Below are 26,160 nucleotides of genomic sequence, written 5' to 3'. Positions count from 1 at the left end.
AGAGCGAGCGTGGTGTCGTCGATACGCCTGGTATCCAGCTTCATCTCCGCCACCCTCCATTTGCGTAGAGTTAGTTTTTGAAGCAGTTCACTCGATGCCATTCCAAAAAGTGTGGATGTGGCCGATCTCCGGAGCGATTCGGGGGATAGGCAAGTCCTGTTTTATTGATGAATTCGCGAACGCGACCCACGTCGTTGACTTGGCGCGAAATCAAGATTTCCAGATCGTCGCTCAAGCTGATCAATCCACGATCGAACATCCAGTGTGCAGTACCGGAGAGGGCAAGGCCGTTGTTCACTATATCAGGCCCGTTTGCCTCGACAGGGCGGATATGAGCGGCTTCAACCTCTGCACGTCCTCCACCGTTGATCAGACTCAATCCGGTGATCGCGCAACGTTCACTATAGGCACGCAGGACGATCTTTCGGAATGCGCGGTCGCGCATAAGCCGTGACGTCAGCGTCTGTATCCGATCACGCTGCTGTTCAAACACATAGGGTGCCTGCTCATCTTGTATGCCGGGTTGGGCGCTGGACCGTGGAAGCAGCGGCTCTTGATCATCAAGGCCTCGCTCGATGATGCGATGAAAATCCTGAGGTGAAATCGGGCGAACGGCCGACTGGGCGCGTCCCGAGAGATTTCCGCTCTCGTTCAACAATCCACGTTCTATCGGACCATCGACATCGTTGAACGGAACCGATCGAGCGAAGTCGAGATATGAACCCGGCTCGATGAGCGCCAGGTACATCCCCAGAGCGTTCGGATCAGGAATGATCTGCTGCACACGCGCGATCGCAAAGTATCCGCGCGTTCCGGCAACCTTCGTTGGCTCCAGATAGACGATCCAATCTCCAATGCTTCCCTCGGCACGACCGAGGTATTGCTTGGGGAATTGGTATCGTTCCGCCGGACTATCGTCATAGATCGAATCAGACCGGTGCATAAAAACGCAATAGCTCATTCGAAAACCTAAGGCTCAGACAGAAATTTTCACAATTAAATTTTCGATTACGCTTGTGCGGCGGCGGATATGAAGACGTCTGCGGACGGGCTAGAACCGGAAGTCGAGTCCGGCGGAGACGGCGTAGCTGGCGTAATTGCCGACAGGGAGCGCGAAGTCGCCATCCAGGCGCAGGTCGAGCCGGTCTCCGAGCCGCGCCCGGATCCCCGCGCCGACCTCGACAACATCCCTTTCCGGAAAGACGCCGAAAGTGCGCGCCCGGCTGCTACCGGTGGCGAGTGTGGAATCAACGCTGCGACGGTCGCTTTCCATCTCGTGGCTGTACCGGGCCCGCAGCACCGGCAGAAGCTTCGCCCCGCCGGGCGTCTCGTAGGCGCGCGACAGCTCGGCACCGGCGAAGGCGCGCAGGGATTCCGTTTTTTCTGCCAGCAATGTCAGATCGAAGCCTGGCGCGCCCTGCTCGGTTGCGCCCTCGCAGTACAGATAGACATAGGAGAAACCGGCCTGCGGCGTCACCGAGAACGCCCCCGCCGTCAGCTGGCGGGACGCATGGACGGATGTCGAGCCGATCCAGACATCGTAGGCGGTGCGTGTGGACTGCGGTCCGGAGATGGCGGTGAACTGGCGAGACGTATCGACATCGGCATAACCGAACGACGCCGAGGCGGCGACACGCGTCTCTCCAAGCGCGTAGCTGCCATAGACGGCGCCCTGATAGAGATCGGCATTCCCGCCGGTCGGCGCGCCGCCGCTCGGCTCCACATCCAACTGTGCGTACTGACCCGCCACGCCGAGCGTGAACGCCGGATTGACGCGGCCGGCTGCGCCGAAGGCGATGCCTGCACCATCGGCTTCGAACCCCCGCACGCCACCGGTGGCGTCGAAACGGTCGACGGCATTCATCGCCTTGATCCATGGTCCGGTCCCGGAACCGGCGCGCGCCAGCAGGTCGCGATTGCTGCGATGAACCGTTTCGATCTGCGCCGTGGTCAGGGACGGGACGATATCGTTGCTGGCAGGCTGCAGCGTCAGGTTCACTTGGGCCGGCGCATAGGAGAGGAACTGCAGCATATCCACCCTGGTGCCGCCCACCGAACTGAACCGGCCCGAGACGGCGCCGCCTGTTTCCAGCACGGAGCGGGTGACCGCAGGATAGGCACCGGGCGCGTAGTTGACGAGGAAGGCGCCGTCGAGGCTGGCCGCCCCGCCGACCAGAAGCTGCGAGGCCGCAGCAGGCTCCACATCGATCATGAGACTGCCGGCGGCGTCCTGGATATAGTCGCCGGCGATCGTGAGAATGCCGACAGAGGCGCCGGGATTGACCCCGCCGCTGTTGACGACGTCGCCGAAAACCGTGCCATGGCCGCCGAGAATGCCGCCGGTATTGACCGTAACGGAATTCAGGATATGGGCGAAGGGATGGGCGGCGTCGCCGATCACAAGTATGCCGCCATCGATGATCGTGTCGCCGGTATAGGTGTTCACGCCGTTGAGCGTCAGAACGCCATTGCCCGATTTGGTAAGGCCGCCGGGCCCGGCAATGTTGCTGATCCAGAACGAGTTGGAACCGTCCGTATCGACGTTCCAGTCCGTGGTGAACGAACCCGGGCCGCGCACAGCAGCACCGAGATTCAGCAGGCCGTGCCCGTAAATGCTGGCGTCGCCGAGATCCGTTGCAGTGGTGAGCAGCATCTGCACGAGCTGCTCGGACGACAAGTAAGGAAACGCCTGCTCGATGACGGCAAGCGCACCGGCAACGACCGGTGCCGCCATCGAGGTGCCGCTTGAGGCGGTGTATCCGCCGCCGGGAACTGTTGAATAGATGTCGACCCCCGGCGCCGCGATGCACCATGGCGCATTGTCGCCGCAGCGGTTGGAAAAGCCGGCGATCACATTGTTTTCATCCACCGCCACGACCGCGATGAACTGTTTTTGCAGATCGGGAAAGATTTCCGGCGTATCGGCCGGGTCCCAGGGCTTCTCATCACTGAAATTGCCCGCCGCGAAGACGAAGATGATGCCATTGTCCTGGGCGTATTTGAAATTCGTGTACAGATATTCAAGTTCGTCCGGATTGGACCGGTCGTAAAAGGTGATCCAGCTGCCGTTGGCGATCCTGACGCCGTTCTCGATCATCCGATCGACGCCCGCGAACAGGTCCTCCATCACGGAGGTGGCCGTGGCGCCCAGAATGATATTGAACGCCATGACGTCCGCATCATAGGCAACGCCATGCATGCCAATGCCATCGCGGCGCGCGGCGGCGATGCCGGACACATGCGTGCCGTGACCGAATATGTCGCTCAGTTCGGGCGTTTCGAAGAAGAAATCGTAGCCGCTAACGTTTTTTCCCGCGAACTCCGGATGCGTCGGATCGATACCGCTGTCGAATATGGCGACGGTGACGCCGGCGCCGGTATAGCCGAGCGCATAGGCTTCGTTCGCGCCGATCTGATCGAGCGCGCCGGAGGCGAAATATTCGGGCGTATTGAAATCCGACGGATCGGCGGCGGCGGCCGTCGCGGCCATGGACGCCGCAAGGCATGCGCCGGACAACAGCCAGGCCCGCAGCGCGCGCGTATGACGTTTATACATTCCGCCCCCTCGCATCGAACTGCGAGCGAAATTAAGGGCGCACTCCCGAGCGGACAACGATATCTGGCGAAGAACACCTGACTAAATCTGGGAGTATTTTTCGAAGAGGGTGGGATTGGCCTGATGGCTTAGCGGTAGAGCGGCAAAGCCGCTCGCCCCAAAACCCTCAGGCGTTTTGCCGAACATGGGTTCTCGCCGCGCCCGCTCTTCCGCCACTAAAAAGGGCCCCCGTGAAGGAGGCCCTTTTTAGTGGCGGAGAGGGTGGGATTCGAACCCACGGTACCCTTGCGAGCACGCCGCATTTCGAGTGCGGTACTTTCAACCACTCAGCCACCTCTCCGCAGAGGACGGACCGGCCCGTTAAAGCCGCCCGTGAGGTTGAAACGGCGCGGAATGTAGACGGGGAGAAAGGCCCGCACAAGCCTCGATCTCCCGCCGCGCCCGAAGGTATTGTCTCAGTTTGAATTTTCGCCACGGTTTGGAGCCGCTATTCGCGCGGAATGGCCCGGGTGGGATTTCGCGCGTGAGAGTGTAGTTCCGCTGGAAGCTGTAGCCAGTGATGTTTCTCCTCGGCCCAGACCACCTGCTCGGGCACAGGAAAATTGCGGTCGGCAAACGAGCCCACCGCCACTCCCACAAGGTCTGGAAGACGATCGGCTTCCCACCAGAGATTCGAACCGCATTCCGGGCAGAAATGAAACGTCACGTCGAACCCGCTGGCGGAATGGCGGCGAAAGCCTTTCGCGTTGCCCTTCATGATCTCCACACCGGCCCGTGGATAAAAGGCTGCCACGCTGAACAGCGAGCCGGTCCGTCGCTGGCAGTCGAAGCAGTGACATAGAGAAATCTTCGTGGGCTCACCGCTGCAGCGGAGCGTAAGCTTCCCGCAATGGCAGTTGGCTTCTCGGATCATGCGACAAGATTGAACGCCTGCCATCAACTCCGCAAGGATGACGGCAATGGTTCGCCTGGAATTTCAAACTGAGACACTACCCGCCAGAAGCGGGTTTAGGCAGGAATCACGCGGCCTGCTAGACTGAATATATGAGCGGCACCGAGGCAGACCCCGACGATCACCCGAAACCAAAGGCCCGCGTGGCGGCGGCCTGGGCGGTGCACGCTTTCACGGCCTCGGGCGTCGTCACCGGCCTGCTGGCGATCGCGGCGCTGATCGCCGGCGACCTGCGGCTGGCGCTGCTCTGGCTGGGGGCCGCCCTCATTATCGACGGTTTCGACGGGCCGATGGCCCGCAAGGTCCGCGTCAGCGAATATGCGCCGCGCTTCGACGGCGCCATACTCGATCTCGTGATCGACTATCTGACCTATACGGTGATCCCGGCCCTCCTGATCTATCGTTTCGGCATGGTGCCGCCGGGCTGGGAAATCCCCGCCGCCGCCTTCATCATGACGACCTCGCTTTATTGCTTCGGCAATCGCGAGATGAAGACCAACGACAACTATTTCTCGGGCTTCCCGGCCGTCTGGAACCTGGTGGTGCTTTATTTCTTCATTGCCGGCAGCGGGTCCTGGCTCAATCTTGCCGTGATCGGGGCCCTGGGCCTCCTCACCTTCGTGCCGCTGAAATTCGTCCATCCCTTCCGGGTCGCGGCGCTGAGGCCGCTGACACTGGCTGTAACGGCCCTCTGGGCGGGGCTGACCTTCTGGCTGGTATTGGCGAGCGGGCCCGGCCTCGGCCCCCGTGAGGCCGCGCCGCTGGCTTTCTGGGGCTTCTGGGCCGTCTCGCTCTATTTTCTGGGCCTCTGCATCCAGCGTTCGGTGCGCGACCTGAAAAGCGGCTGAAAAGCCCTGAAATCAAGCTCTTCCGCGGCTTGACAGAGCATCTTCCCCCTGTATATTGCCCGCCAATTCGGCCCGTGCCGCTTTCAAGGGCGGCGCGTCGGGCTTCTTTCGTTACATGGTGGGTTTAGCGATGTTCGCAGTCATCCGGACCGGCGGCAAACAATACAAGGTCGCAAAAGACGATCTTCTCGAAATCGAGAAGATCGAAGCGAAGGCCGGCGACAAGATCGACCTCGGCGATGTGCTGATGGTCGGCGGCGAAGGCGCGCCGAAGGTCGGCAGCCCGCTCGTGGCGGGCGCCACAGTGAAGGCCGAAGTGGTCGAACAGACCCGCGGGCCCAAGCTGACGATCTTCAAGAAGCGCCGCCGTCAGAACTACCGCCGCAAAAACGGCCATCGCCAGGATCTGACGCTCGTCAAGATCCTCGACATCGCCGGCTGAGCGGCAAGGAGAAGAGACAATGGCTCATAAAAAGGCAGGCGGTTCCTCCCGCAACGGTCGCGACAGCGCCGGCCGCCGCCTCGGCGTCAAGAAGTTCGGCGGCGAGAACGTCATCCCCGGCAACATTCTCGTGCGCCAGCGCGGCACCAAGGTGCATCCGGGCGACAATGTCGGCATCGGCAAGGACCACACGATTTTCGCGACCAGCGAAGGCACCGTCGAGTTCCGCAAGCGCCGGAACGGCCGTTCCTTCGTGTCGGTCGTCCCGGCGGCCATGCCGTCGAACGCGGCGGATTGATCGCGGGGTGAACGCCACCTCGCAAGGTGGCGACCATCGAAATACGAAAGGGAGATGGGCCGCCATCTCCCTTTTTTCGTGCCCTTTCGGGGTTGGAAGGAATTCCCCGATGCAGGAAGAGCTGAGAACGGAAAGATTGCTGCTGCGGCCGCTCCGCGAAACCGATGCCGAAAGGCTGGCCGCGCTCGCCAACAACTGGAACGTCGCCCGGATGCTCGCCCGCATGCCCTTTCCCTATACGCTGGACATGGCGCAGAACTGGATCACCCGTCAGAACGCGATGCGCGCCGACGGCGAGGAGTTCGTCTATGCGGTGGCGAACGACGATGGCTTCATCGGCGGCTGCGGCGTGCAGGCCCATGCCGACGGCACGCATGAAATCGGTTACTGGGTGGGCGAACCCTACTGGAACCGCGGCTATGCGAGCGAAGCGGCAGGCGCGGTGCTCGATGCCGCCGTCGAAAGATTCGGCGCGCAAACGCTGATCTCGGGCCACTTTGCCGAGAACCACGCCTCGGGCCGCGTGCTGACGAAACTCGGCTTCCGCTATACTGGCGAGGAGCAACGCTGGTGCGTGGCGCGACAGGAAAAGGTGCATTGCCTGACCATGCGGCTGGTGCGAACGGAAACGTGAGATGAAACGGACACTTGATACCGCGCGTTTGCGACTGCGACAGTTCCTGGCGAATGACGCCGAGCGCATGCATGAGATCAAGTCCAATTGGAACGTGATCAAGATGTTGCGCCTTGCTCCTTATCCCTCAACGCTCGAGAACTGCCGCGAGTGGATCGCCCAGATTTCCGACGAATGGAAACGCGGCGAAGCCTACCGGTTTGCTGTCGATCATCAGAACACAATGATCGGATGCGTAGATATCGACGAACTGCGTGAAGGTCACGGCGAACTCGGATACTGGTTCGATCAAGCGAGTTGGGGGCGCGGTTTCGCCTCGGAGGCGGCAGAAGCAACGGTTGCGCTTGCATTCAAAGAGTTGGGGTTGGCCCTGATCGAATCCGGCCACGCATCGGACAATCCTGCCTCGGGGCACATCCTGGAAAAGCTCGGCTTCCAGCGAACCGGAAAGATCACGATCTGGTCAAACCCGCGTGGCGCCGAGATCGAGCAATACACATACGCTCTCGATCGCGAGAAATGGGTCCGCCGATGAAATTCCTCGACCAGGCGAAAATCTTCATCCGCTCGGGCGACGGCGGCGCGGGCGCCGTCAGCTTCCGGCGCGAGAAGTTCATCGAGTATGGCGGACCCGACGGCGGCGATGGCGGCCGCGGCGGCTCCGTCGTGATCGAATGCGTCGAGGGCCTCAACACGCTGATCGATTATCGTTTCCAGCAGCATTACAAAGCCAAGACCGGCATGCACGGCATGGGCAAGAACCGCGCCGGCGCCAACGGCGCCGACGTCATCCTGAAAGTCCCGGCCGGCACGCAGGTGCTCGAGGAAGACGGCGAAACGCTGATCGCCGACATGACCGAAGTGGGCCAACGCATCGTACTTGCCAAGGGCGGCAATGGCGGTTTCGGCAACGCCTATTTCAAGAGCTCGACCAACCAGTCGCCGCGCCACGCCAATCCCGGCCAGGAAGGCATCGAGAAGTGGATCGTGCTGCGGCTGAAGCTGATCGCCGATGCCGGTCTCGTCGGCCTGCCCAATGCCGGCAAGTCGACATTTCTCGCCGCCGTCAGCGCGGCCAAACCGAAAATCGCCGACTATCCCTTCACCACGCTCAATCCGGGTCTCGGCGTCGTCACCATCGATACGCGCAGCTTCGTGCTGGCCGACATTCCTGGCCTCATCGAAGGCGCGCATGAAGGCGCGGGGCTGGGCGACCGTTTTCTCGGCCATCTCGAACGCTGCAGCATCCTGATCCATCTGGTCGACGGCACACAGGAAGACGTGGCGGACGCCTACGGCGTCATTCGCGGCGAGATCGAAGCCTATGGTGCGGGGCTCGAGGAGAAGCCTGAAATTCTCTGCCTCAACAAGGCCGATGCGCTGACGGAGGAGGAGCGCGCCGAAAAGAAGCACCTGCTGGAAGAGGCAAGCGGCGGCACGGTCCATCTCCTCTCGGGCGTGTCGGGCGAAGGCGTGACCGCGGTGCTGCGGCTTGTCGCCGAGGCAATCGCGAAGAACCGCGCGAGCGAAGCCACGGCCGGAAAGCAGACGGAAGAAACGGAAGAAGAGGGCTGGCGGCCATGAGTGCGTCCTATCTCGCCGAGGCGCAGCGTGTCGTCGTCAAGATCGGCTCCGCGCTCCTGACCGATGCCGAAACTGGCAAGCTCAACCGCGCCTGGCTGCAGGCGCTGGTGGAAGACGTGGCGCGGATGCGCGGACGCGGTCAGGATGTGCTGATCGTTTCGTCGGGCGCCATCGCGCTCGGCCGCCGCGCGCTGAAGCTCGCGCCCGGCAAGCTGAAGCTGGAGGAAAGCCAGGCCGCCGCCGCCGTCGGCCAGATCGGCCTTGCCCACGCCTTCCAGGAAATGCTGTCGGCTTACGGTCACTCCTGCGCGCAGATTCTTGTGACGCTGGAAGATACCGAGGAACGCCGCCGCTATCTCAATGCGCGCTCGACCATCTCGACCCTGTTGAAGCTCGGCGCGGTACCGGTCATCAACGAGAACGATACGGTGGCGACGACCGAAATCCGCTACGGCGACAACGATCGCCTCGCCGCCCGCGTCGCCAGCATGATGTCGGCCGATTGCCTGGTCCTGCTTTCCGACGTGGACGGCCTCTATACCATACCGCCGCATCTGCCCGGCGCGACGCATCTCGCCGAAGTCGCCGACATCACACCCGAGATCGAAGCGATGGCGGGCGGCGCCGCCAGCGAGTTTTCGCGCGGCGGCATGAAAACGAAACTCGCTGCCGCCCGCATCGCGACCGAAGGCGGCGCCCGCATGGCCATCGCCGACGGTCACGGGCTTCATCCGCTGAAAGCCATCGAGGACGGCGCGCGCTGCACCTGGTTTGCCGCCCATTCGACGCCCTACGCGGCACGCAAGCGCTGGATTTCCGGTTCGTTGAAAAGTCTCGGCACGCTCATTATCGACGACGGTGCCGTGAAGGCGCTGACGCAAGGCCGCAGCCTGCTGCCTGCCGGCGTCGCCGCCGTCGAGGGCGTCTTCGGGCGCGGCGACGCTGTCAGCGTGCGCGACCGGTCAGGCCACGAAATCGCCGCCGGCCTTGTCGCCTATGCAAGCGACGATGCGCGGCGGATCGCCGGCCATTCGAGCGGCGAAATCGAGGAACTTCTTGGTTATTCGGGCCGCGCGGAAATGATCCACCGCGACGATCTGGTGCTGAAGAAAGGCTGAGACCGTTGAAACCCGCGCAATGGCCTGAGATACTTCGAGACAGCGCGCCGAAGAAGGGGAACGCCCCATGACGATCGTGAAGATAAGCACGGAAAAACAGGACATCGCCGCCCTGATGGCCGGGATCGGCCGCGCCGCGCACGCCGCCGCGACGACACTCGCGCACACTCCGACCAAACAGAAAGATGCCGCCTTGCTCGCCGCCGCCATGTGCGTGCGCGCCAATATCGACGACATTCTGACGGCCAATGCAGACGACGTCGCCGATGCGGTGAAAAACGGTCTCGCGCCCGCCATGATCGACCGGCTGACGCTCGACACGAAACGCGTCGAGGCAATTGCCCGTGCGCTCGAAGACATTGCCGCCCTGCCCGATCCTGTTGGCACGAAAATCGCCGAATGGGACCGGCCCAACGGCCTTCACATCGAGCGCGTCCGCACACCGCTCGGCGTCATCGGCATCATCTACGAAAGCCGTCCCAACGTGACGGCGGATGCCGGCGCGCTGTGCCTGAAATCCGGCAACGCGGCGATCCTGCGCGGCGGCTCGGAGGCGTTGCGCTCCAGCAAGGCAATCCACGCCTCGCTGCTCGAAGGCATCATCGCGGCCGGCCTGCCCGAAGCCGCGATCCAGCTGGTGCCGGTCGCCGACCGCGCCGCCGTCGGCGAAATGCTGCGCGGTCTCGACGGCAATCTCGACGTCATCGTGCCGCGCGGCGGCAAGAGCCTTGTTGCCCGCGTGCAGGACGAGGCGCGCGTGCCTGTCTTCGCCCATCTCGAAGGCGTCTGCCATGTCTATATCGATCGCGACGCCGATCTCGACATGGCCCGCAACATCGTTCTGAATTCAAAACTGCGACGCACCGGCATTTGCGGCGCGGCCGAAACGCTTCTGGTCGACGAGGCCTGCGCCGCAACACATTTGAAACCGCTGGTCGAGGCCCTGCTGGCCGAAGGCTGCGAGGTGCGCGGCGACGCCGCGACGCAAGCCGTCGACGTGCGAGTCAAACCGGCAACGGAAGACGACTGGTACACCGAATATCTCGACGCGATCATCGCGGTGCGTCTGGTGAAGGGCATCGACGGCGCAATGGCGCATATTGTCAAATACGGTTCGGCGCACACGGAGGCGATCGTGACCGCGAACGCCGCAGCGGCGGAGCGTTTCCTGACCGAGCTCGACAGCGCCATCCTGCTGCACAATGCCTCGACACAGTATGCCGATGGCGGCGAGTTCGGCATGGGCGCCGAGATCGGCATCGCCACCGGCAAGTTCCATGCGCGCGGGCCGGTCGGCGTCGAACAACTGACAAGCTTCAAATACACGGTGCGCGGCAACGGCCAGGTGCGGCCCTGACGGACAAACGCACATGACGCGGCGCTGCGAGCTGCTGACGCCGGGCCTGAGGGTCGGGCTGCTGGGCGGCTCCTTCAATCCGGCGCATGAGGGACATTTGCACATCACGCGGATGTGCCTGCGCGCGCTCCAACTCGACCGCGTCTGGTGGCTGGTTTCGCCACAAAACCCGCTGAAATCCGAAACCGGCATGGCGCCCTTTGCCGACCGCCTCGCCTCGGCGACCGCGATGGCGCGCGACCCGCGCATTTGCGCGACCGACATCGAAGGGCGGCTCGGCACACGCTACACCGTCGACACGCTGGCCGCACTGACGGAGCGCCATCCGGATGTCCGTTTCGTCTGGCTGATGGGCGCCGACAACATGATCGAACTGCCGCGCTGGCGGCGCTGGCGCGAGATCGTGGGTCTCGCGCCGATCGCCGTCTATCCGAGACCGGGCTTCACCCTGCGCGCGCGCCTGTCGCCGGGCGCGGCGGCGCTCCGCGCGCAGACGCTCGACGCGGGCGACGGCAGCCTGCTGGCCGCCTTCGCACCGCCGGCACTGATTTTCCTCGAAGGGCCGGAAAGCCGCCAGTCGGCCACGGAAATCCGCCGCCGCGGCGACTGGCCGGGTACGGCGCGGCAAGCCGCCGCAAAAGTTTGAAAATCCCGTCATTGAACTCGAGGCCCGCGAACCCTATTGTCGGAAGGCCGGTGTCCGGCAACGGACACAGGCCTTGTGCAAGTCACCAGAACAAGGAGCCTGTTCCTGACCAGTCAATCACGGGACCTTGGGGTCCAGCGGCAGCCCGCAAGGGCGAGTACCACAAAGCAACGCGACGGGACGAAACATCCCGCATCGAGGAAGACCCCGAAAGCCGCCGAGGCGGCGGGGGTTGAAACGGCCCGATCCTCCTCGAAAACGTCTTTCGCCGAAAGATCGTCCGCCATGCTCGCGCTCGTCATAAAGAGCCTGGACGAAGACAAGGCCGAAGACATTGTTTCCATCGACCTCACCGGAAAAACGCCCATCGCCGATCACATGGTGGTGGCGAGCGGCCGTTCGCAGCGCCATGTCGGCGCCGTGGCCGACCATCTCGTCCGCCGCCTGAAGGAGGCGGGCTTCGGAACCTCGCAGGTCGAAGGCATGAAACAGGGCGACTGGGTGCTCATCGACGGCGGCGACGTGCTGGTTCACGTCTTCCGGCCGGAGGTGCGCGAGTTCTACAAGCTGGAGAAGATGTGGTCGGCCGATATTCCGGCCGATCAGCTGGCCGTCTGAGGCGACGCTCCCTCACGATAGCGCCACGCGCTTCTCCCCGCGTCCGCAATTGACCGGCGCCGGGCCGGACGGGGGAGTATATGCGCGTTCAAATCTGTGCCGTGGGCCGGCTGCGCACCGGACCGGAAAAGCAGCTTCTCGACGATTATCTGTCGCGCCTCGACGCGGCCGGCCGCGCCATCGGCATCGCAACCGCGCCGCTTGTCGAGGTTGAGGAAAAGCGCCGCCTCGATGCCGGCTCACTGAAAGCACGCGAAGGCGAGTTGCTGCGCGCGGCCACCGCGAAAGGCGCGCTGATCGTGGCGCTGGACGAACGCGGCCGCGCCGAACCGAGCGATGCTTTCGCCAAACGTCTGGGCGACTGGCGCGACGGCGGCGTCGGCGATGTCGCCTTCCTGATCGGCGGTGCCGGCGGCCTGGCGCCAGAAATCCGCAAAGGCGCCGCCCATATTCTCGCCTTCGGACCCGCAACCTGGCCGCATATGCTGGCGCGCGTGATGCTGGCCGAGCAGCTTTACCGCGCGGTAACGATACTTTCCGGTCATCCCTATCATCGCGCCTGAAGGGTGGCGTCCCAAGTGGACACCCTGCGGCGCATGCACTATTTTGACTTTTCGCTGGCCGAGGGCACGGCGATTCGACGCTCGAATGCGAGCGGATTTTCTGGATTATCATGAGTTCAATGACTGGCGTTCGACCCTTGGTTCTGGCTCTGCTGGACGGCTGGGGCGTCCGGGCGGAGCGCGAGGCAAACGCGATCGCGCTGGCGCGGACGCCGATCTACGACCGGCTGGCAGCGACGGCGGCGCGTGCACTTCTCGACGCATCGGGCGCGGCGATCGGCATCGCGCCCGGCCGCGCGGCCTACCCGCAAGCCGCCTATGCGACACTGGGCGCGGGCCGCGCCGTCGAACAGACGGCGACCGCCATCGCGCGCATGCTGCATGGGGACGGCGCCACCAGCCTCGCGATGCATCCTATCGTGCAAAAGCTGATCGCGCGCGTTCGGCCGCTTGGCGGCGCGGTGCATCTGGTCGGCATGGTGACGCCGTCCGGCATTGCCGGCCAGCAGCACCATCTCGCGGTTCTGGCGGCCCTGTTGAGCCATGAGGGCGTCAAGGTCTGGGTCCATGCCGTGATGGACGGCCAGGACACGCGACCGCAAAGCGGTATCGAACATCTGGCCGAATTTCTCGACGACATCGCAGGCGCCGAACAAGCGGGCCTTGCCAGCGTCATGGGCCGCGCCTACGGCTTCGACGACAATGCCGAGCCGGCGCTGCTAGCCGAGGCCTGGCGCGTGCTGGCGCAGGGTGACGGCCCGCGGGCGGAATATCCGACGGCCTATCTCGATCAGTGTTACCGCAAGGGCCTCAGCGACGACCGCATACCGCCCACGCTTGCCGTCGGTTATCGCGGGATCAGGCAGGACGATGCGCTGTTGCTGGTCAATTTGCAGCCGAACGACGCGCTGGCCTTGATGGGCGCTCTTGTCGATCCGGTCGCGGCCGGATTGGCGCAGAAGGCACCGGCGCTTTGCGGCGCCTGTTCGCTCGTCAGGCTGGACGCGCCGCTCGGCGACACGGTCGAGGCACTTTACGAAAGCACCGCCTTCGGCGCGAGTTTCGGCGATACCGTGTCGCGCGGCGGGCTGACGCAGCTGGTGCTGACCGAGACGGCGGCGGAGAGCAACATCTGGAATTTCGCACGCGGCGGGCACACGACATTGCACCCGGGCGAAACCGTGCTCGTGACCGACACGCCGGCGCGCATCGAAAAGCGTCCCGAGCTCGCATCGGCCGCGCTGACGGACGAGGTCCTCGCCGCGCTGAAGGCCCGCGATCGCGACGTCATCATCGTCGAGTTCGCCAATGCCGCCATGCTGGGACGCACCGGCAACATGCGCGCGACCATCGCCGCCATCGAAGCGGTCGACAAGTGTCTCGGAAAAATCGCGGCGCAGATCGAGAAGCGCGGTGGCGCATTGGCGCTTTGCGGCACATACGGCAAGGCCGAGCTGATGATCGATCCCGAGACCGGCGGACCCTGGCGCGGGACGACGACGTCGGATGTGCCTTTCCTGCTGGCCAACGGACCGCGCGGCCTGTCGCTGGCGAACGGCACGCTCGCCGATGTCGCACCGACGCTGCTTCAGCTTCTGGGTCTGCGCGCACCAGCCGAAATGACCGGACGTTCGCTGCTCGCGGCAAGCGAAGCATCAAGCCGGATCAGTGCCTGATTTCGCGCATATTCCTCCCAAGGCGTTGCTGCTGGCGGCGGCACTCGCCGCGGGCTGGCTTGACGGCGCACGGGCCGAGACAACCGAACCCGGCGAACTCGACGTGCTGCAACGGCAGATTGAATCGAGCATCGAGAAACAGAAGGCGCTCGAAGTGCAGTCGGAAGCCGCACAGCGGGAAGCCGAAGAGATACGCCGCGCGCTGATCGAAACGGCAGCGCGCGTGCAAACGCGGGAGGCCGACGTCTCGGCCTCGGAGGACCGCCTGCAGGGCCTGCGCGCCGCCGAGGCCGACGTCACCGTGCAGCTCGAACGCCGCCGCACATCGATGGCCGAACTGCTCGCCGCGCTGACAAGCCTCGACCGGCAACCGCCGCCGGCACTGGCCGTGCGTCCGGACGACGCGCTGGCTGCCGCCAGAAGCGCCATGCTGCTCGGCGCCGCCGTGCCGGAACTTCAGGCCGAAGCGGCCGAGCTGCGCCAGCGCCTCGACGAACTGGCGCGCCTGCGAACGGAAATCATGGACGAGCGCGAGACGCTCGGCGAAACGAAAGTCCTGCTCGAAAACGAGAAGATGTCGCTCGAGGCGCTGCTTCAGCGCAAACTCGAGCAACAGGCAAAGCTGAGCCAGGCCGCCGAAAGCGAGCAGGCCCGCGCCGAGCGCCTGTCGCGCCAGGCGACCGACCTGACCGATCTGATCGCCCGGCTCGAAACCGGCGCCGCCGCAAGGCTGCCGATGCACAGACCCGAACCGCGTCCGGAAACGGCACCGGCGAGCAAACCGGCGACGCCGTCACCGGCCTACGAAGAGCCGGCGGAAACCCGCATGGCCGTGCTGAGGCCGCCTTCCGGACCGCCAGCGATGCCCTCCTCGCGGCTTTTCTCCGACGCCAGGGGCCTGATCCGCCCGCCTGCCGCCGGCCGGATCGTCCAGCGCTTCGGCGCGCCGGACGGATTGGGCGGCACCAGCCTGGGATTGACCATCGAAACGCGCCCGGATGCACACATTATTGCCCCTTTTGATGGTAGAATTTCCTATGCGGGGCCATTTCGCCGCTACGGGCAACTCTTGATCATATCGGTCGGCGAAGGCTACCATGTGCTGTTGGCGGGCATGACGAGAATAGACGGTGCGGTAGGTCAAAGCATTCTTGCCGGCGAGCCCATCGGCACGATGGGTTCATCGCCCGCCGGCGACGATCCGGCCGCGGGAAAAAACGAGGCGGGGCGGGACGGGATACCGGACCGCGGCCCTGCGCTCTATATCGAAATCCGGAAAGACGGCAGCCCGATCGATCCTCGACCCTGGCTGACGATGAGTGACAAGAAGGCAAGTGGGTAAATGAACAAGTCAGTTTTCGCCGGCTTCGCTGTCGGCATTAGCCTATCCATCGGCGCCTTGCTGGCCTTTCAGTCGGGTACGCTGAACACGCCGGCCTATGCCAACGATCAGAACACCTATCGTCAACTGAACCTGTTCGGCGACGTTTTCGAGCGCGTGCGCGCCGACTATGTCGAGCCGACGGACGACTCCAAGCTGGTCGAGTCGGCGATCAACGGCATGCTGACCGCACTCGATCCGCATTCGAGCTACATGACGCCCAAGAGCTTCCGCGACATGCAGGTGCAGACGCGCGGCGAATTCGGCGGTCTCGGCATCGAAGTGACAATGGAAAACGGCGTCGTCAAGGTTGTCACGCCGATCGACGACACACCGGCGAGCCGCGCCGGCATGCGGCCCAACGACTACATCACCCATATCGACGGCACGCCGATCCTCGGCATGACGCTGAGCGACGCCGTCGACAAGATGCGCGGGCCATCCAACTCGCCGGTCACGCTGACGGTGATCCGCAAGGGTGTCGACGAACCTTTCGAAGTGAAGCTGACGCGCGCCATCATCACCATCAAGTCGGTTCGTTTCAACCGCGAGAACGATATCGGCTATATCCGCATCACATCCTTCAACGAGCAGACATCCGACCTGCTTGAAAAGGCGATCGCCGATCTGTCCAAGCAGATCGGCCAGGCGCGCCTGAAGGGCTACATCGTCGACATGCGCAACAATCCGGGCGGGTTGCTCGACCAGGCGATTTCGGTCAGCGACGGCTTCATCGACGGCGGCGAGATCGTTTCGACGCGCGGCCGCCACACCGAAGATACGCAGCGTTACAATGCGCGCTCGGGCGACATCACACGCGGCAAACCGATCATCGTGCTGATCAATGGCGGTTCGGCCAGCGCCTCCGAAATCGTCGCGGGCGCCCTTCAGGATCATCGCCGTGCGACAGTTCTGGGAACGCGTTCTTTCGGCAAGGGATCGGTGCAGACGATCATTCCGCTCGGCTCCGACGGCGCGCTGCGTCTGACGACGGCGCGTTACTACACGCCGGCCGGCCGCTCCATCCAGGCCAAGGGCATCGAGCCGGACATCATCGTCCTGCAAACCGATCCCGACGAGACGAAGGACGAAACGAAGAAAGCCAGAACGATCGGCGAGTCGGCTCTGCCGGGTCATCTGGCGGCGGAGGAAGGCGACGAGCAGGGCGGTTCCGACAGCTTTGTGCCGCAGGACAAGGCCGAGGACAAGCAGCTGCTTTACGCCATCGATCTGATGAACGGAGTTCGCAAGGACGCCGCCTTTATCGGCGGCACGACATCGAGCGCCATGGCCAATTGAATGGGCCGACCGAGACGTCCCGTCGGGGCCGGAGACGAATTGCAGGCATGGGTGCAAAGATAGCGGCGAAGGGTGCGGCCCTGAGCGGGGATGGGCAAGCACCGGAGAACGAAGGGATTCGCTTCGGCGCACTGGCCGTTGCAGCACTCATTGTTGCGCTCGTCTATGGCGGTACGCTGGCGTGGCTGTTTCTTTCCGACAATCGGCTGGCCGGTGAACCTGTGGTGCACCTCGCGCTGACGGAAGAAGAGCCGGTCGAGGAAGCGCCAGAGGCCGCTCCCGCGCCCGATGCCGGCGACGAGCACATCGCGGCAGCTCCCGAGAAAACGCCCGACGAAACGAATGCCGACGAACCGGGCGCCGACGCGTTGAGCGACGACGAACAGGCGCTGTTCGACGCGGCACGGCGGATCGACGAAAACGTGGCGGCGGAGGATGTGGCCTCGCAAACGCGCATCGTCGGCGCCGAAAGCGTCTCGGGCGGAGAGACGGCGAGCGACGACACCGACAAGCCGGTCGCGCTAATGCCCGTGCCCGATCCCGCGCTTGTCGAAAGCTCCGCACAAGGACCGCTGCCGAAAATCGCTCGGGACGGTCGCGAACCCCGGCAGGTCTATGCGCGGCCCGTGCCCGCCGGCACACCGGCAACGCGGCGCATCGCGCTGGTCGTCAGCGGCATGGGGATCAGTGAAAATGCAACGGCGCACGCCATCGAAACGCTGCCGCCGGAAGTGACGCTTTCCTTTGCGCCCTACGGCCCCGACCTGCAGAGCTGGATCGAGAAGGCGCGCGCGGCCGGCCATGAAGTCCTGCTCGAATTGCCGATGGAACCTTTCGGCTATCCGCAAAACGACCCCGGCCCCTACACGCTGCTGACAACGCTTTCGCCGGAAGAAAACCTGTCGCGCCTCGAATGGCTGATGAGCCGCTTTACCGGCTATGCCGGTGTGATGAATTATCAGGGTGCGCGCTTCACCACATCGTCTACGGCCGTCGAAAAGATGATCGGTGCCCTGAAAGCCCGCGGGCTTCTCTATGTCGACAATGGCGCATCGGCGCGAAGCCTCGCCCCGCAGCTCGCGCGCGAGGCCGGTATGTCCACCGTGCAGGCGACGCGCATCGTCGATCCGGTACAGAACCCGCAGGTCATCGCAACTTCGCTCGAAGTGCTGGAAGAAGTGGCGGCAAACGGCATCGCCATCGGCGTTGCGTCGGGCTTCCCGGTGACGGTCGACGCCTTGGCGAGATGGGCCGAAACGCTGGAAGAAAAGAATTTCGTGCTGGTGCCCGTGACCGCCGCCGCAAACTGACGGAAGAAAAAATCAGCCATGCCGCGCCACAGCAAAGACGCAACGCCCGTCGATCCCGAAACGCTGCCCTATCGTCCCTGCGTCGGCATCATGCTGATCAATCGCAATGGACTTGTGTGGGTCGGCAACCGGATGATGCGGGACGGCACGCACGAGCTGACGGGTGCTGCACTCACGTGGCAGATGCCGCAAGGCGGTATCGACGAAGGCGAAGCGCCGTGCGACGCCGCGTTGCGCGAGTTGAAGGAGGAGACGGGTACGGACAGAGCGCGCATCATCGGCGAGACGAAGGACTGGCTGACCTACGAACTGCCGCCACATCTCGTCGGCGTCGCGCTCAGAGGAAAATATCGCGGGCAAAAGCAGAAATGGTTCGCGATGCGCTTTGAAGGCGAGGACGCCGACATCGACATTGCCGCCGACGCCCACCAGGAATTCAGCGAATGGGCCTGGGTGCCGCTTGATGAACTGCTCGCTCTGATCGTGCCTTTCAAACGATCCGTCTACGAACAACTGGTCGCCGAATTCGGCCCGCTGGCGGTGCCGGGACAGTGAAATTCACAGCGAAATTCACAGCAGACCCCCCCTCTGTCACGAAACTGTCAAAAAACTGTCACAAACCGCCCGGGCCCTGGGGATAACCGTGTCGCGGGCCATGCCTTGCCCCCGCCCGAAAAAAACTTATCCCCGTTTTTGCACCTCGCGCGCGTGGAGGCCGGCGATCAGCTCGCCGGTTCCCACGAGGCGACGATCGCCTTGAGCTCGTCGGCGAGCGGCATGATCCGCGTCCTGAACGCATAGTCCGCATAGTCCCAGCGATGGCCGGCGCGGAGCGCGAAAACCCGACCGAGATTTTCCTGTGCGGTCTGGATCAGAAAGGCGAGCCTGTCGATTTTCGGCTGGACCGAGGCCGGCGCGCCGCGGCGCGCGGTCTCGAGCGAAGCGAGCATCGCCGAAAGTTCGGCGCGGCTCGCGGCCGCCGGCGGTCCGGCCTCCGAACGCCCGGTCGTGAATTTGACAAGCGTCATTCGAAGATCTTCGAGATCGCCGCGCAGCTTCGCGAAGGGATCGATCATATGGGCGTCTTCGGGCGATGAATTCGACAGCAGGACATCGAGCACATCGGCGCAGATCTGTTGCGCCTCGTCGAGCGCCGGCCGGACATCCTCGTTGAAAAGTTGCAGACCGGGATAACGATTGGTCGTGCCGATCATCGCCGCGACCGCCCGCTCTTCGGCAAGCAGCTTGCCGACAAGGCGCTTCATTTCGGCAAGCTGGACGAGCTTCAACCCGTCGGTCCATGAGGTGGATTCCCGCTCGATCGCATCCGCCGCGGACTGAAGGCTCGACGCCGCATCGCGCCACTCGGTCTTGAAGCCCTCGCTGTCGGTCAGCAGATAACCGCGAAGGGCGACAAGGCTCGCCTCGCGCGACGCCTGGAATTGCGCCAGAAGCGCCTCGAAATCGGCGGGTGCCGCCTGCCCGGCGCCACCGGCATCCGCAAAGACAGACGCGGTGACGGCGGTACCGCCGTTCGCCGCTCTTCCACTCGCGGGATCGTTGTCATTGACGGCGACAAGCGCGCCGGCCGCGCCGAGCATGACGGCAAGTGTGGCCGCGAGCCACACAAGCCTGCGCGGCGCGGACCGCGAAGACGACCTGTCGGGAATGTCGGGGGAGCTGCCCGGGGACGCCGGACCGTCGAAGGCGGAGGAAAGGGAAGAACCGGGCGACACCGGCATTTGCGGGCGCTCCTTCGCGCTCGACTGACGCCTGTAGCGATTGCGCCAGTGATATTCCGCATCCTGATTGACAGAAAAGGGCATCGTACACCTACCTGTGTCGTACCCCGAACAGCCAACTGAGCTGATGACCATAGCCCTAAAAACGCTCCTGACGAGGACTATTTTGTGATCCTTTGTAACGCCCGGTAGCTGCTGGCCTTTTTCTCTGGCGCTTCCACCAGCCGGGAGGCAGAATGAATTTGGCGGGGTACTTCGTCCGGATGCTGCAGGCATTGCCGGGCTGCTCAGTAGCCGGAGGGTGCGATGCTAGTCGCGCGCCGATTTTTTTACGTAATATTTTTTGCCTCTGTCATCGCCGCTGTCGTCCTTGTCCTTCTGGACAATGACGGGCGCATGACCGCGCGCGCGTTCATCCAAAAGGGTTACATCCTGGTCGCCGGGCGCGTGCCGCCGCTGCCGCTCGAACGGCCGCTCTTTCTGGCGCAGACCGGTCTTCACGATTGCCTGCGCGGAATCACGCCTGTCGAGAGCGACGACGCCTACGCGGCATTCTGTGCCGACCTGGCGACTTTCGCCGGACCGGCCGTCGTGGCGGCAAGCGCGCCGGCGCTGCGCCCGATGGAGGCTCCGGCAAGGCCCGAGAGAGAAGCCCGCGAAGAAGAAATCGCGCTCGCGCCGGCGCCCGAACCGCTGCCGGAGCCGCTATGCCTCGTCGATGCAACCGGCATCGTCAGCACACGCATCGACGGCACCTGGATCAAGTCGGCGCCGAAGCGGGACGAAGGATCGGCACCGGATACAGAATCGAGCCGGATCGTCGTCGTGCCGCCGCGCTGCGCAGTGCAAAGTCCCGCCAATGCCGAGGTTCTCTACGCCGGAAACTTCAAGGGCTATCTCGGCATCGTCATTCTCGATACGGGGCGGGTGGAGCGATTGACGGTCGCCGGACTCGGCATGATCGAGGTACGGCGCGGCGACAGGATCGCGCGCGGCGCAACGATCGGCTGGACGTCGCAACGCGCCGCACCGGCGCTGGCGGAAGCTGCGGCGAGCGGCGATGCGGCGTTGCTCTATATCGAGGGGACGCCCGCGACGGGACCCGCAGGCTGAAGAACATCGACGTGCGTCAGACGGCGGCGCCGGAAAGCCGCCAGTTGCGGAAGCGCCAGTAGTTCCATGCGAGCACGGCAACGGCGCGCATCGGACGGCCCTGCGGCTTGAGGCCGGCGGCCTTGGCGACCATCGAAATCAGCCGTTCGACATGCTGGCGGCGATAGAGCCCGAGCGCGCGCTTCTCATAGGCCTTCGCGAAACGCACGCGGTCATAGGGCACGCTGCCGTCGGCGGGCGTGTTGGCCGCGTAATAAGCGCAAGCCAGTTCGTCGTCGTCGGCTTCCGAAATGCGGCCGAGCGCGACGCGGATGCGCGCCCAGACCGATGGCGGCTCCTCACCGAGATCGTTGAAGCCGTCATAGAAGAGCTTGTAGTGGCGGAACTCATCGGCGGCGATATTGGCCGCGATCTGCTTCAGCACCGGCTCGTCCGTCGCATCCTTGATCGCGGTGTAATAGGACGAGGTGCCACTCTCGACGACGCAGCGCGCGATGAGCTCGCCGCCCCGGCTGCCGCGCACCGACTGGATCGCATCGACCGGGATCGAATAACCTTCGCGAAAGCGCGCGAAGGCCTTGTCGAAATTGAAATCGGGATCGGCAAGTTCGGCCCAGCGGGCAAGCGCCTGCCCGTGCTGCACTTCCTCAGCCCCCCATTTATGGATCGTTTCCTTGATGTCCGGTCGGTCGGAAAAGACGTTGCAGAGATAGGTGACATAATCCGGCGCATTGAACTCGACCATCGCGGCCGCCTTCACGGCGCGCAGAATTTCGGGATCGACCCTTGCCGGGTCGAAATCCTGCCAGTTGATGTCGTCGAGCGTCCAGTGTCGGGTCATAAGTTCCTTGGCTCTTGAAGGCCCGTTTCGGGAGCCGGCGCGGCCGACCCTTGTGACACGAAAACTATATAATCGGGAATATGGCGTCGTGAAGACCTGCGAGGCCGATTGCCGCATGGTAGAAAAAAGAGAGGGTTTACAAGGGATTGGTGAGTTGTTCGCCATATTTCCCAAATCGTCATGACCCGGCCCCTTTGGAATCAAGGTGGCGGGTCATCCACGACTTTCTTTTCGTCCTGCTCATGCCGCAAAGACGTGGATGGCCCGAATAAATCGGACCATGACGCATTTATTTTGAGTTGAGCTGAGCGGAAAACACAGCCGCCTCAAATCACCTGGCGGAGCTGCTTCAGGTGGTCGAGCTTTTCCTGCGCGGCCTGACGCTTGGCGTCGGTCCTGGCATCGGTGACGTCTTCCTGCGCATGGGCGATTTCGCGGTCGAGGGCGGCTGCGTCGAGCTCGGCCAGCGGCACCGTGTATTCGGCGAGCACAGTGAGACCCTTGGGCGTCACCTCGGCGAAACCGCCGCGTACGAAAATCCGCTGCTGCGACTTGCCGGCCTCGTCGACATTGACGATACCGGGCCGCAGTGTCGACATGACCGGCGCGTGGCCCGCCATGATACCCATATCGCCTTCGACGCCGGGCACCACGACCATGTCGACCGGGCCCGAAAAAAGCAGGCGCTCGGGCGAGACGAGATCGAACTGGAGCTTCTCAGCCATCGGATACTACCTCGTGCGACGGCGGATTACGCCGCTTCCTTGGCCAGACGCTCGGCCTTGGCAACCGCATCCTCGATCGTGCCGACCATGTAGAAGGCCGCTTCCGGCAGGTGATCGTAGTCGCCGTTGCACAGACCCTTGAAGCCCTTGATCGTGTCCTTGATGTCGACAAGGACGCCCGGCGTGCCGGTGAAGACTTCGGCGACGAAGAAGGGTTGGCTCAAGAAGCGTTCGATCTTGCGGGCGCGGGCGACGACGAGCTTGTCTTCTTCCGACAACTCGTCCATGCCGAGAATGGCGATGATGTCCTGGAGCGATTTGTAGCGCTGCAGGATTTCCTGCACCTGACGCGCGGTGTCGTAATGCTCCTGGCCGACGACGCGCGGCTCGAGAATGCGGCTTGTCGAGTCGAGCGGGTCGACGGCGGGATAGATGCCCTTTTCGGAGATCGCACGGTTCAACACCGTGGTCGCATCCAAGTGAGCGAAGGAGGTCGCGGGCGCCGGGTCGGTCAAGTCGTCGGCGGGCACGTAAATGGCCTGCACGGACGTGATCGAGCCCTTGGTCGTCGTCGTGATGCGTTCCTGCAGCGTGCCCATGTCGGTCGCGAGCGTCGGCTGATAGCCCACGGCCGACGGGATGCGGCCCAGAAGCGCCGACACTTCGGAGCCGGCCTGCGTGAAGCGGAAAATGTTGTCGACGAAGAAGAGCACATCCTGGCCCTTGTCGCGGAAATGCTCGGCAACCGTGAGGCCGGTCAGCGCGACACGGGCGCGGGCTCCCGGCGGCTCATTCATCTGGCCGAACACCAGGGCGCATTTCGAGCCCGTGGTGTCACCGTTGTTTTCGCGCGGGTCCTTGTTGACGCCCGACTCGATCATCTCGTGATAGAGGTCGTTGCCCTCGCGCGTGCGCTCGCCGACGCCGGCGAACACCGAATAGCCGCCATGCGCCTTGGCGATGTTGTTGATCAGTTCCTGGATCAGCACCGTCTTGCCGACGCCGGCGCCGCCGAACAGACCGATCTTGCCGCCGCGCGCATAAGGCGCGAGCAGGTCGACGACCTTGATGCCGGTGACGAGCATCTGCGCTTCCGTCGATTGTTCGACGAAGGAGGGCGCTTCCTGATGGATTTCGCGGCGCGCCTCGTGCTTGACGGGGCCCGCTTCGTCGACCGGCTCACCGATGACGTTGATGATACGCCCCAGCGTGCCGTCGCCGACCGGTACCGAAATCGCGGCGCCTGTGTCACGGACTTCCTGGCCGCGGGTCAGACCCTCGGTCGTGTCCATGGCGATGGTGCGCACGGCGTTTTCGCCGAGATGCTGCGCGACTTCGAGGACGAGGCGGTTGCCGCCATTGTCCGTCTCGAGCGCGTTCAGAATGGCCGGCAGATTGTCGGTGAACGTGACGTCCACGACGGCGCCGATGACCTGGCTGATTTTTCCGACTGCGTTGCTCATGCGAGCTCCTTCATCTTCCCCTGCGGGACGTTCTAGAGCGCCTCGGCGCCCGAGATAATTTCGATCAGTTCTTTTGTAATCATCGCCTGCCGCGAACGGTTGTAGGTGATGTTGAGCTTCTTGATCATGTCGCCCGCATTGCGCGTGGCGCTGTCCATGGCCGACATCTTGGCGCCGAATTCGCCCGCAACGTTTTCGAGCAGCGCCCGGAAAACCTGCACGGCGAGATTGCGCGGCAGAAGATCCTTCAGGATTTCGGCCTCGTCGGGTTCGTACTCGTAGACCGCGCCGCCGAGATCGACGCTGCCGCCCGCATCCGCCGGCACGCTGGCCGGGATCAGTTGCTGGGCGGTCGGCACCTGGCTGACGACGTTGACGAACTTCGAATAGAAAAGCGTCGCAACATCGAACTCGCCGGCCTCGAACATCTCGAGCACGCCGCGCGAAATATCCTCGGCCTGCGCGAAACCGATCTGACGGATGCCGGTGAATTCCCAGGACTTGACGATCCTGTCGCCGAAGTCGCGCTTCAGCGCATCGCGGCCCTTGCGGCCGACGGTGAGGATCTTCACCGTCTTGCCTTCGCCGATCAGCTTGCGGATATGCGTGCGGGCAAGCCGCGCGATCGAGGAGTTGAAACCGCCGCAGAGGCCGCGATCGGCGGTGGCGACGATCACGAGATGGACCTTGTCGCTGCCGGTGCCGGCGAGAAGCGCCGGCGCATCCGAGCGGCCGGCCATGCCGGCCGACAGGTTCGCCAGCACGCGGTCCATGCGCTCCGCATAGGGACGCGCGGCCACGGCTGCTTCCTGCGCACGGCGCAGTTTCGCCGCGGCGACCATCTGCATCGCCTTGGTGATCTTCTGCGTCGCCTTGACGCTGGCGATGCGGTTTCTGAGGTCCTTGAGGCTGGCCATTCGCCCTTACCTTTTGCGCGTGCTCAGGCGAACGCCTTGGTGAAGCTTTCGACCGCCGCCTTGAGCTTCTCTTCCGTGTCGCCCGAGATCTGCTTCTCGCTGCGGATCGCATCGAGAATGCCGGCATGGTTGGAACGGATATTGCGCAGCAACTCCCGCTCGTAACGGCCGACATCGCCGACGGGCAGCTTGTCGAGATAGCCGTTGACGCCGGCATAGATCGCGACGACCTGCTCTTCGATCTTCAGGGGCGAGAACTGGCCCTGCTTCAGAAGCTCGGTCAGACGCGCGCCGCGATTGAGAAGGCGCTGCGTCGCCGCGTCGAGATCGGAGCCGAACTGCGCGAAGGCCGCCATTTCGCGGTACTGCGCGAGCTCGCCCTTGATCTTGCCGGCAACCTGCTTCATCGCCTTGATCTGCGCCGAGGAACCGACGCGGCTGACCGACAGGCCGACGTTCACGGCCGGACGGATGCCCTGATAGAAGAGATCGGTTTCGAGGAAGATCTGACCGTCGGTGATCGAGATCACGTTGGTCGGAATGTAGGCCGACACGTCGTTGGCCTGGGTTTCGATGACCGGCAGCGCCGTCAGCGAACCGTTGCCGTTGTCGTCGTTGAGCTTCGCGGCGCGTTCGAGCAAGCGCGAATGCAGATAGAAGACGTCGCCCGGATAGGCTTCGCGTCCCGGCGGACGGCGCAGCAGCAGCGACATCTGGCGATAGGCGACGGCCTGTTTCGACAGATCGTCGTAAACGACGAGGGCGTGCATGCCGTTGTCGCGGAAATATTCGCCCATCGTGCAGCCGGCGAACGGCGCCAGGAACTGCAGCGGCGCGGGATCCGACGCGGTGGCGGCGACGATGATCGAATATTCGAGCGCGCCGTTTTCTTCGAGCGTCTTGGCGATCTGCGCCACCGTCGAGCGCTTCTGGCCGATGGCGACATAGATGCAATAAAGCTTCTGGTTCTCGTCGTCGCCCTGATTGAGCGGCTTCTGGTTGAGGATCGCGTCGATGGCGATAGCGGTCTTGCCGGTCTGGCGGTCGCCGATGATCAGCTCGCGCTGGCCGCGGCCG

At 63.8% G+C, this 26,160-nt stretch carries 26 protein-coding genes and 1 tRNA gene; 17 read left to right on the top strand and 10 right to left on the bottom strand.

The window, feature by feature from the left end; genetic code table 11:
- Positions 1–70: 70 nt before the first annotated feature.
- The 4 genes from WEB61_RS03420 to WEB61_RS03405 all read right to left on the bottom strand — a co-directional run bounded on the left by WEB61_RS03420 (position 71) and on the right by WEB61_RS03405 (position 4,469).
- Positions 71–961, bottom strand: coding sequence for an HNH endonuclease (locus WEB61_RS03420; protein ID WP_368062922.1), 891 nt, complete (start codon positions 959–961; stop codon positions 71–73).
- Between the two features lie 90 nt (positions 962–1,051).
- Complete coding sequence (locus tag WEB61_RS03415; RefSeq protein ID WP_368062921.1) at positions 1,052–3,556, bottom strand: S8 family serine peptidase; 2,505 nt, start codon at positions 3,554–3,556, stop codon at positions 1,052–1,054.
- Positions 3,557–3,806: 250 nt separating this feature from the next.
- A tRNA-Ser gene (locus WEB61_RS03410) sits at positions 3,807–3,896 on the bottom strand.
- A 147-nt stretch (positions 3,897–4,043) separates the two neighbouring features.
- Positions 4,044–4,469, bottom strand: a complete 426-nt coding sequence (locus WEB61_RS03405) for a GFA family protein (RefSeq protein ID WP_368062920.1) — start codon at positions 4,467–4,469, stop codon at positions 4,044–4,046.
- Positions 4,470–4,600: 131 nt separating this feature from the next.
- Here WEB61_RS03405 and WEB61_RS03400 point away from each other — a divergent pair, with 131 nt between their 5' ends.
- The 16 genes from WEB61_RS03400 (at position 4,601) to WEB61_RS03325 (ending at position 18,837) form a co-directional block, all read left to right on the top strand.
- Positions 4,601–5,356 carry a phosphatidylcholine/phosphatidylserine synthase gene (locus WEB61_RS03400; protein ID WP_368062919.1) on the top strand — a complete coding sequence of 252 codons (756 nt, stop codon included), beginning with the start codon at positions 4,601–4,603 and terminating at the stop codon, positions 5,354–5,356.
- Between the two features lie 130 nt (positions 5,357–5,486).
- Entirely contained in the window at positions 5,487–5,798 is a 312-nt protein-coding gene (gene rplU / locus WEB61_RS03395) for a 50S ribosomal protein L21 (RefSeq protein WP_368062918.1), read from the top strand.
- A 19-nt stretch (positions 5,799–5,817) separates the two neighbouring features.
- A complete protein-coding gene (gene rpmA / locus WEB61_RS03390) occupies positions 5,818–6,096 on the top strand; it encodes a 50S ribosomal protein L27 (RefSeq protein ID WP_368062917.1) in 279 nt (92 codons plus the stop codon).
- Positions 6,097–6,205: 109 nt separating this feature from the next.
- Positions 6,206–6,730 (top strand): GNAT family N-acetyltransferase, encoded by a 525-nt coding sequence (locus WEB61_RS03385; RefSeq protein ID WP_368062916.1) that lies wholly within the window; start codon positions 6,206–6,208, stop codon positions 6,728–6,730.
- A 1-nt stretch (position 6,731) separates the two neighbouring features.
- The gene (locus WEB61_RS03380) at positions 6,732–7,265 is read left to right on the top strand and encodes a GNAT family N-acetyltransferase (RefSeq protein WP_368062915.1); all 534 of its coding nucleotides are present in this window, start codon (positions 6,732–6,734) and stop codon (positions 7,263–7,265) included.
- Positions 7,262–8,314 (top strand): GTPase ObgE, encoded by a 1,053-nt coding sequence (obgE, locus tag WEB61_RS03375; RefSeq protein WP_368062914.1) that lies wholly within the window; start codon positions 7,262–7,264, stop codon positions 8,312–8,314. Before WEB61_RS03380 ends, obgE begins: the two co-directional genes overlap by 4 nt.
- The gene (gene proB / locus WEB61_RS03370; RefSeq protein WP_368062913.1) at positions 8,311–9,432 is read left to right on the top strand and encodes a glutamate 5-kinase; all 1,122 of its coding nucleotides are present in this window, start codon (positions 8,311–8,313) and stop codon (positions 9,430–9,432) included. The genes obgE and proB overlap by 4 nt, the downstream gene beginning before the upstream one ends.
- Before the next feature lie 67 nt (positions 9,433–9,499).
- The gene (locus WEB61_RS03365) at positions 9,500–10,789 is read left to right on the top strand and encodes a glutamate-5-semialdehyde dehydrogenase (RefSeq protein ID WP_368062912.1); all 1,290 of its coding nucleotides are present in this window, start codon (positions 9,500–9,502) and stop codon (positions 10,787–10,789) included.
- Positions 10,790–10,802: 13 nt separating this feature from the next.
- Positions 10,803–11,435 carry a nicotinate-nucleotide adenylyltransferase gene (locus WEB61_RS03360; RefSeq protein ID WP_368062911.1) on the top strand — a complete coding sequence of 211 codons (633 nt, stop codon included), beginning with the start codon at positions 10,803–10,805 and terminating at the stop codon, positions 11,433–11,435.
- A gap of 285 nt (positions 11,436–11,720) precedes the next feature.
- On the top strand, positions 11,721–12,053 hold the full coding sequence (gene rsfS, locus WEB61_RS03355) for a ribosome silencing factor (protein WP_368062910.1): 333 nt from the start codon (positions 11,721–11,723) through the stop codon (positions 12,051–12,053).
- Positions 12,054–12,133: 80 nt separating this feature from the next.
- A complete protein-coding gene (rlmH, locus tag WEB61_RS03350) occupies positions 12,134–12,616 on the top strand; it encodes a 23S rRNA (pseudouridine(1915)-N(3))-methyltransferase RlmH (protein WP_368062909.1) in 483 nt (160 codons plus the stop codon).
- A 110-nt stretch (positions 12,617–12,726) separates the two neighbouring features.
- On the top strand, positions 12,727–14,292 hold the full coding sequence (locus tag WEB61_RS03345) for a hypothetical protein (RefSeq protein ID WP_368062908.1): 1,566 nt from the start codon (positions 12,727–12,729) through the stop codon (positions 14,290–14,292).
- Positions 14,285–15,634 (top strand): murein hydrolase activator EnvC, encoded by a 1,350-nt coding sequence (locus WEB61_RS03340; protein ID WP_368062907.1) that lies wholly within the window; start codon positions 14,285–14,287, stop codon positions 15,632–15,634. Before WEB61_RS03345 ends, WEB61_RS03340 begins: the two co-directional genes overlap by 8 nt.
- Entirely contained in the window at positions 15,635–16,972 is a 1,338-nt protein-coding gene (locus tag WEB61_RS03335; protein ID WP_368062906.1) for a S41 family peptidase, read from the top strand. It abuts the gene before it with no gap.
- A gap of 47 nt (positions 16,973–17,019) precedes the next feature.
- Positions 17,020–18,282, top strand: coding sequence for a divergent polysaccharide deacetylase family protein (locus WEB61_RS03330; RefSeq protein WP_368062905.1), 1,263 nt, complete (start codon positions 17,020–17,022; stop codon positions 18,280–18,282).
- Between the two features lie 18 nt (positions 18,283–18,300).
- Positions 18,301–18,837, top strand: a complete 537-nt coding sequence (locus tag WEB61_RS03325; protein WP_368062904.1) for an RNA pyrophosphohydrolase — start codon at positions 18,301–18,303, stop codon at positions 18,835–18,837.
- A 167-nt stretch (positions 18,838–19,004) separates the two neighbouring features.
- Here the strand turns inward: WEB61_RS03325 and WEB61_RS03320 are convergent, their stop codons facing one another.
- Positions 19,005–20,108, bottom strand: a complete 1,104-nt coding sequence (locus WEB61_RS03320; protein WP_368062903.1) for a hypothetical protein — start codon at positions 20,106–20,108, stop codon at positions 19,005–19,007.
- 312 nt (positions 20,109–20,420) lie between these two features.
- Between WEB61_RS03320 and WEB61_RS03315 the strand changes: the two genes are divergently transcribed.
- Positions 20,421–21,137: a hypothetical protein gene (locus WEB61_RS03315; RefSeq protein WP_368062902.1), complete on the top strand. Its 717-nt coding sequence runs from the start codon at positions 20,421–20,423 to the stop codon at positions 21,135–21,137.
- Between the two features lie 16 nt (positions 21,138–21,153).
- Here WEB61_RS03315 and WEB61_RS03310 read toward each other — a convergent pair whose 3' ends face one another.
- From WEB61_RS03310 to atpA, 5 genes are all read right to left on the bottom strand, one after another.
- Positions 21,154–21,978, bottom strand: coding sequence for a ferritin-like domain-containing protein (locus WEB61_RS03310; protein WP_368062901.1), 825 nt, complete (start codon positions 21,976–21,978; stop codon positions 21,154–21,156).
- A 326-nt stretch (positions 21,979–22,304) separates the two neighbouring features.
- Positions 22,305–22,703, bottom strand: coding sequence for a F0F1 ATP synthase subunit epsilon (locus tag WEB61_RS03305; protein ID WP_368062900.1), 399 nt, complete (start codon positions 22,701–22,703; stop codon positions 22,305–22,307).
- A 26-nt stretch (positions 22,704–22,729) separates the two neighbouring features.
- A complete protein-coding gene (gene atpD, locus WEB61_RS03300; protein ID WP_368062899.1) occupies positions 22,730–24,166 on the bottom strand; it encodes a F0F1 ATP synthase subunit beta in 1,437 nt (478 codons plus the stop codon).
- A gap of 32 nt (positions 24,167–24,198) precedes the next feature.
- On the bottom strand, positions 24,199–25,083 hold the full coding sequence (locus WEB61_RS03295; RefSeq protein WP_368062898.1) for a F0F1 ATP synthase subunit gamma: 885 nt from the start codon (positions 25,081–25,083) through the stop codon (positions 24,199–24,201).
- Positions 25,084–25,106: 23 nt separating this feature from the next.
- Positions 25,107–26,160 (bottom strand): F0F1 ATP synthase subunit alpha (gene atpA, locus WEB61_RS03290; protein WP_368062897.1); only part of this gene is annotated, 1,054 nt, incomplete at its 5' end.

It is taken from the genome of Parvibaculum sp., from assembly GCF_040882025.1.
Taxonomy (GTDB): domain Bacteria; phylum Pseudomonadota; class Alphaproteobacteria; order Parvibaculales; family Parvibaculaceae; genus Parvibaculum.
The sequence above is the reverse complement of the archived record's forward strand: the minus strand, read 5'-3'. Positions and strand labels throughout refer to the sequence as shown.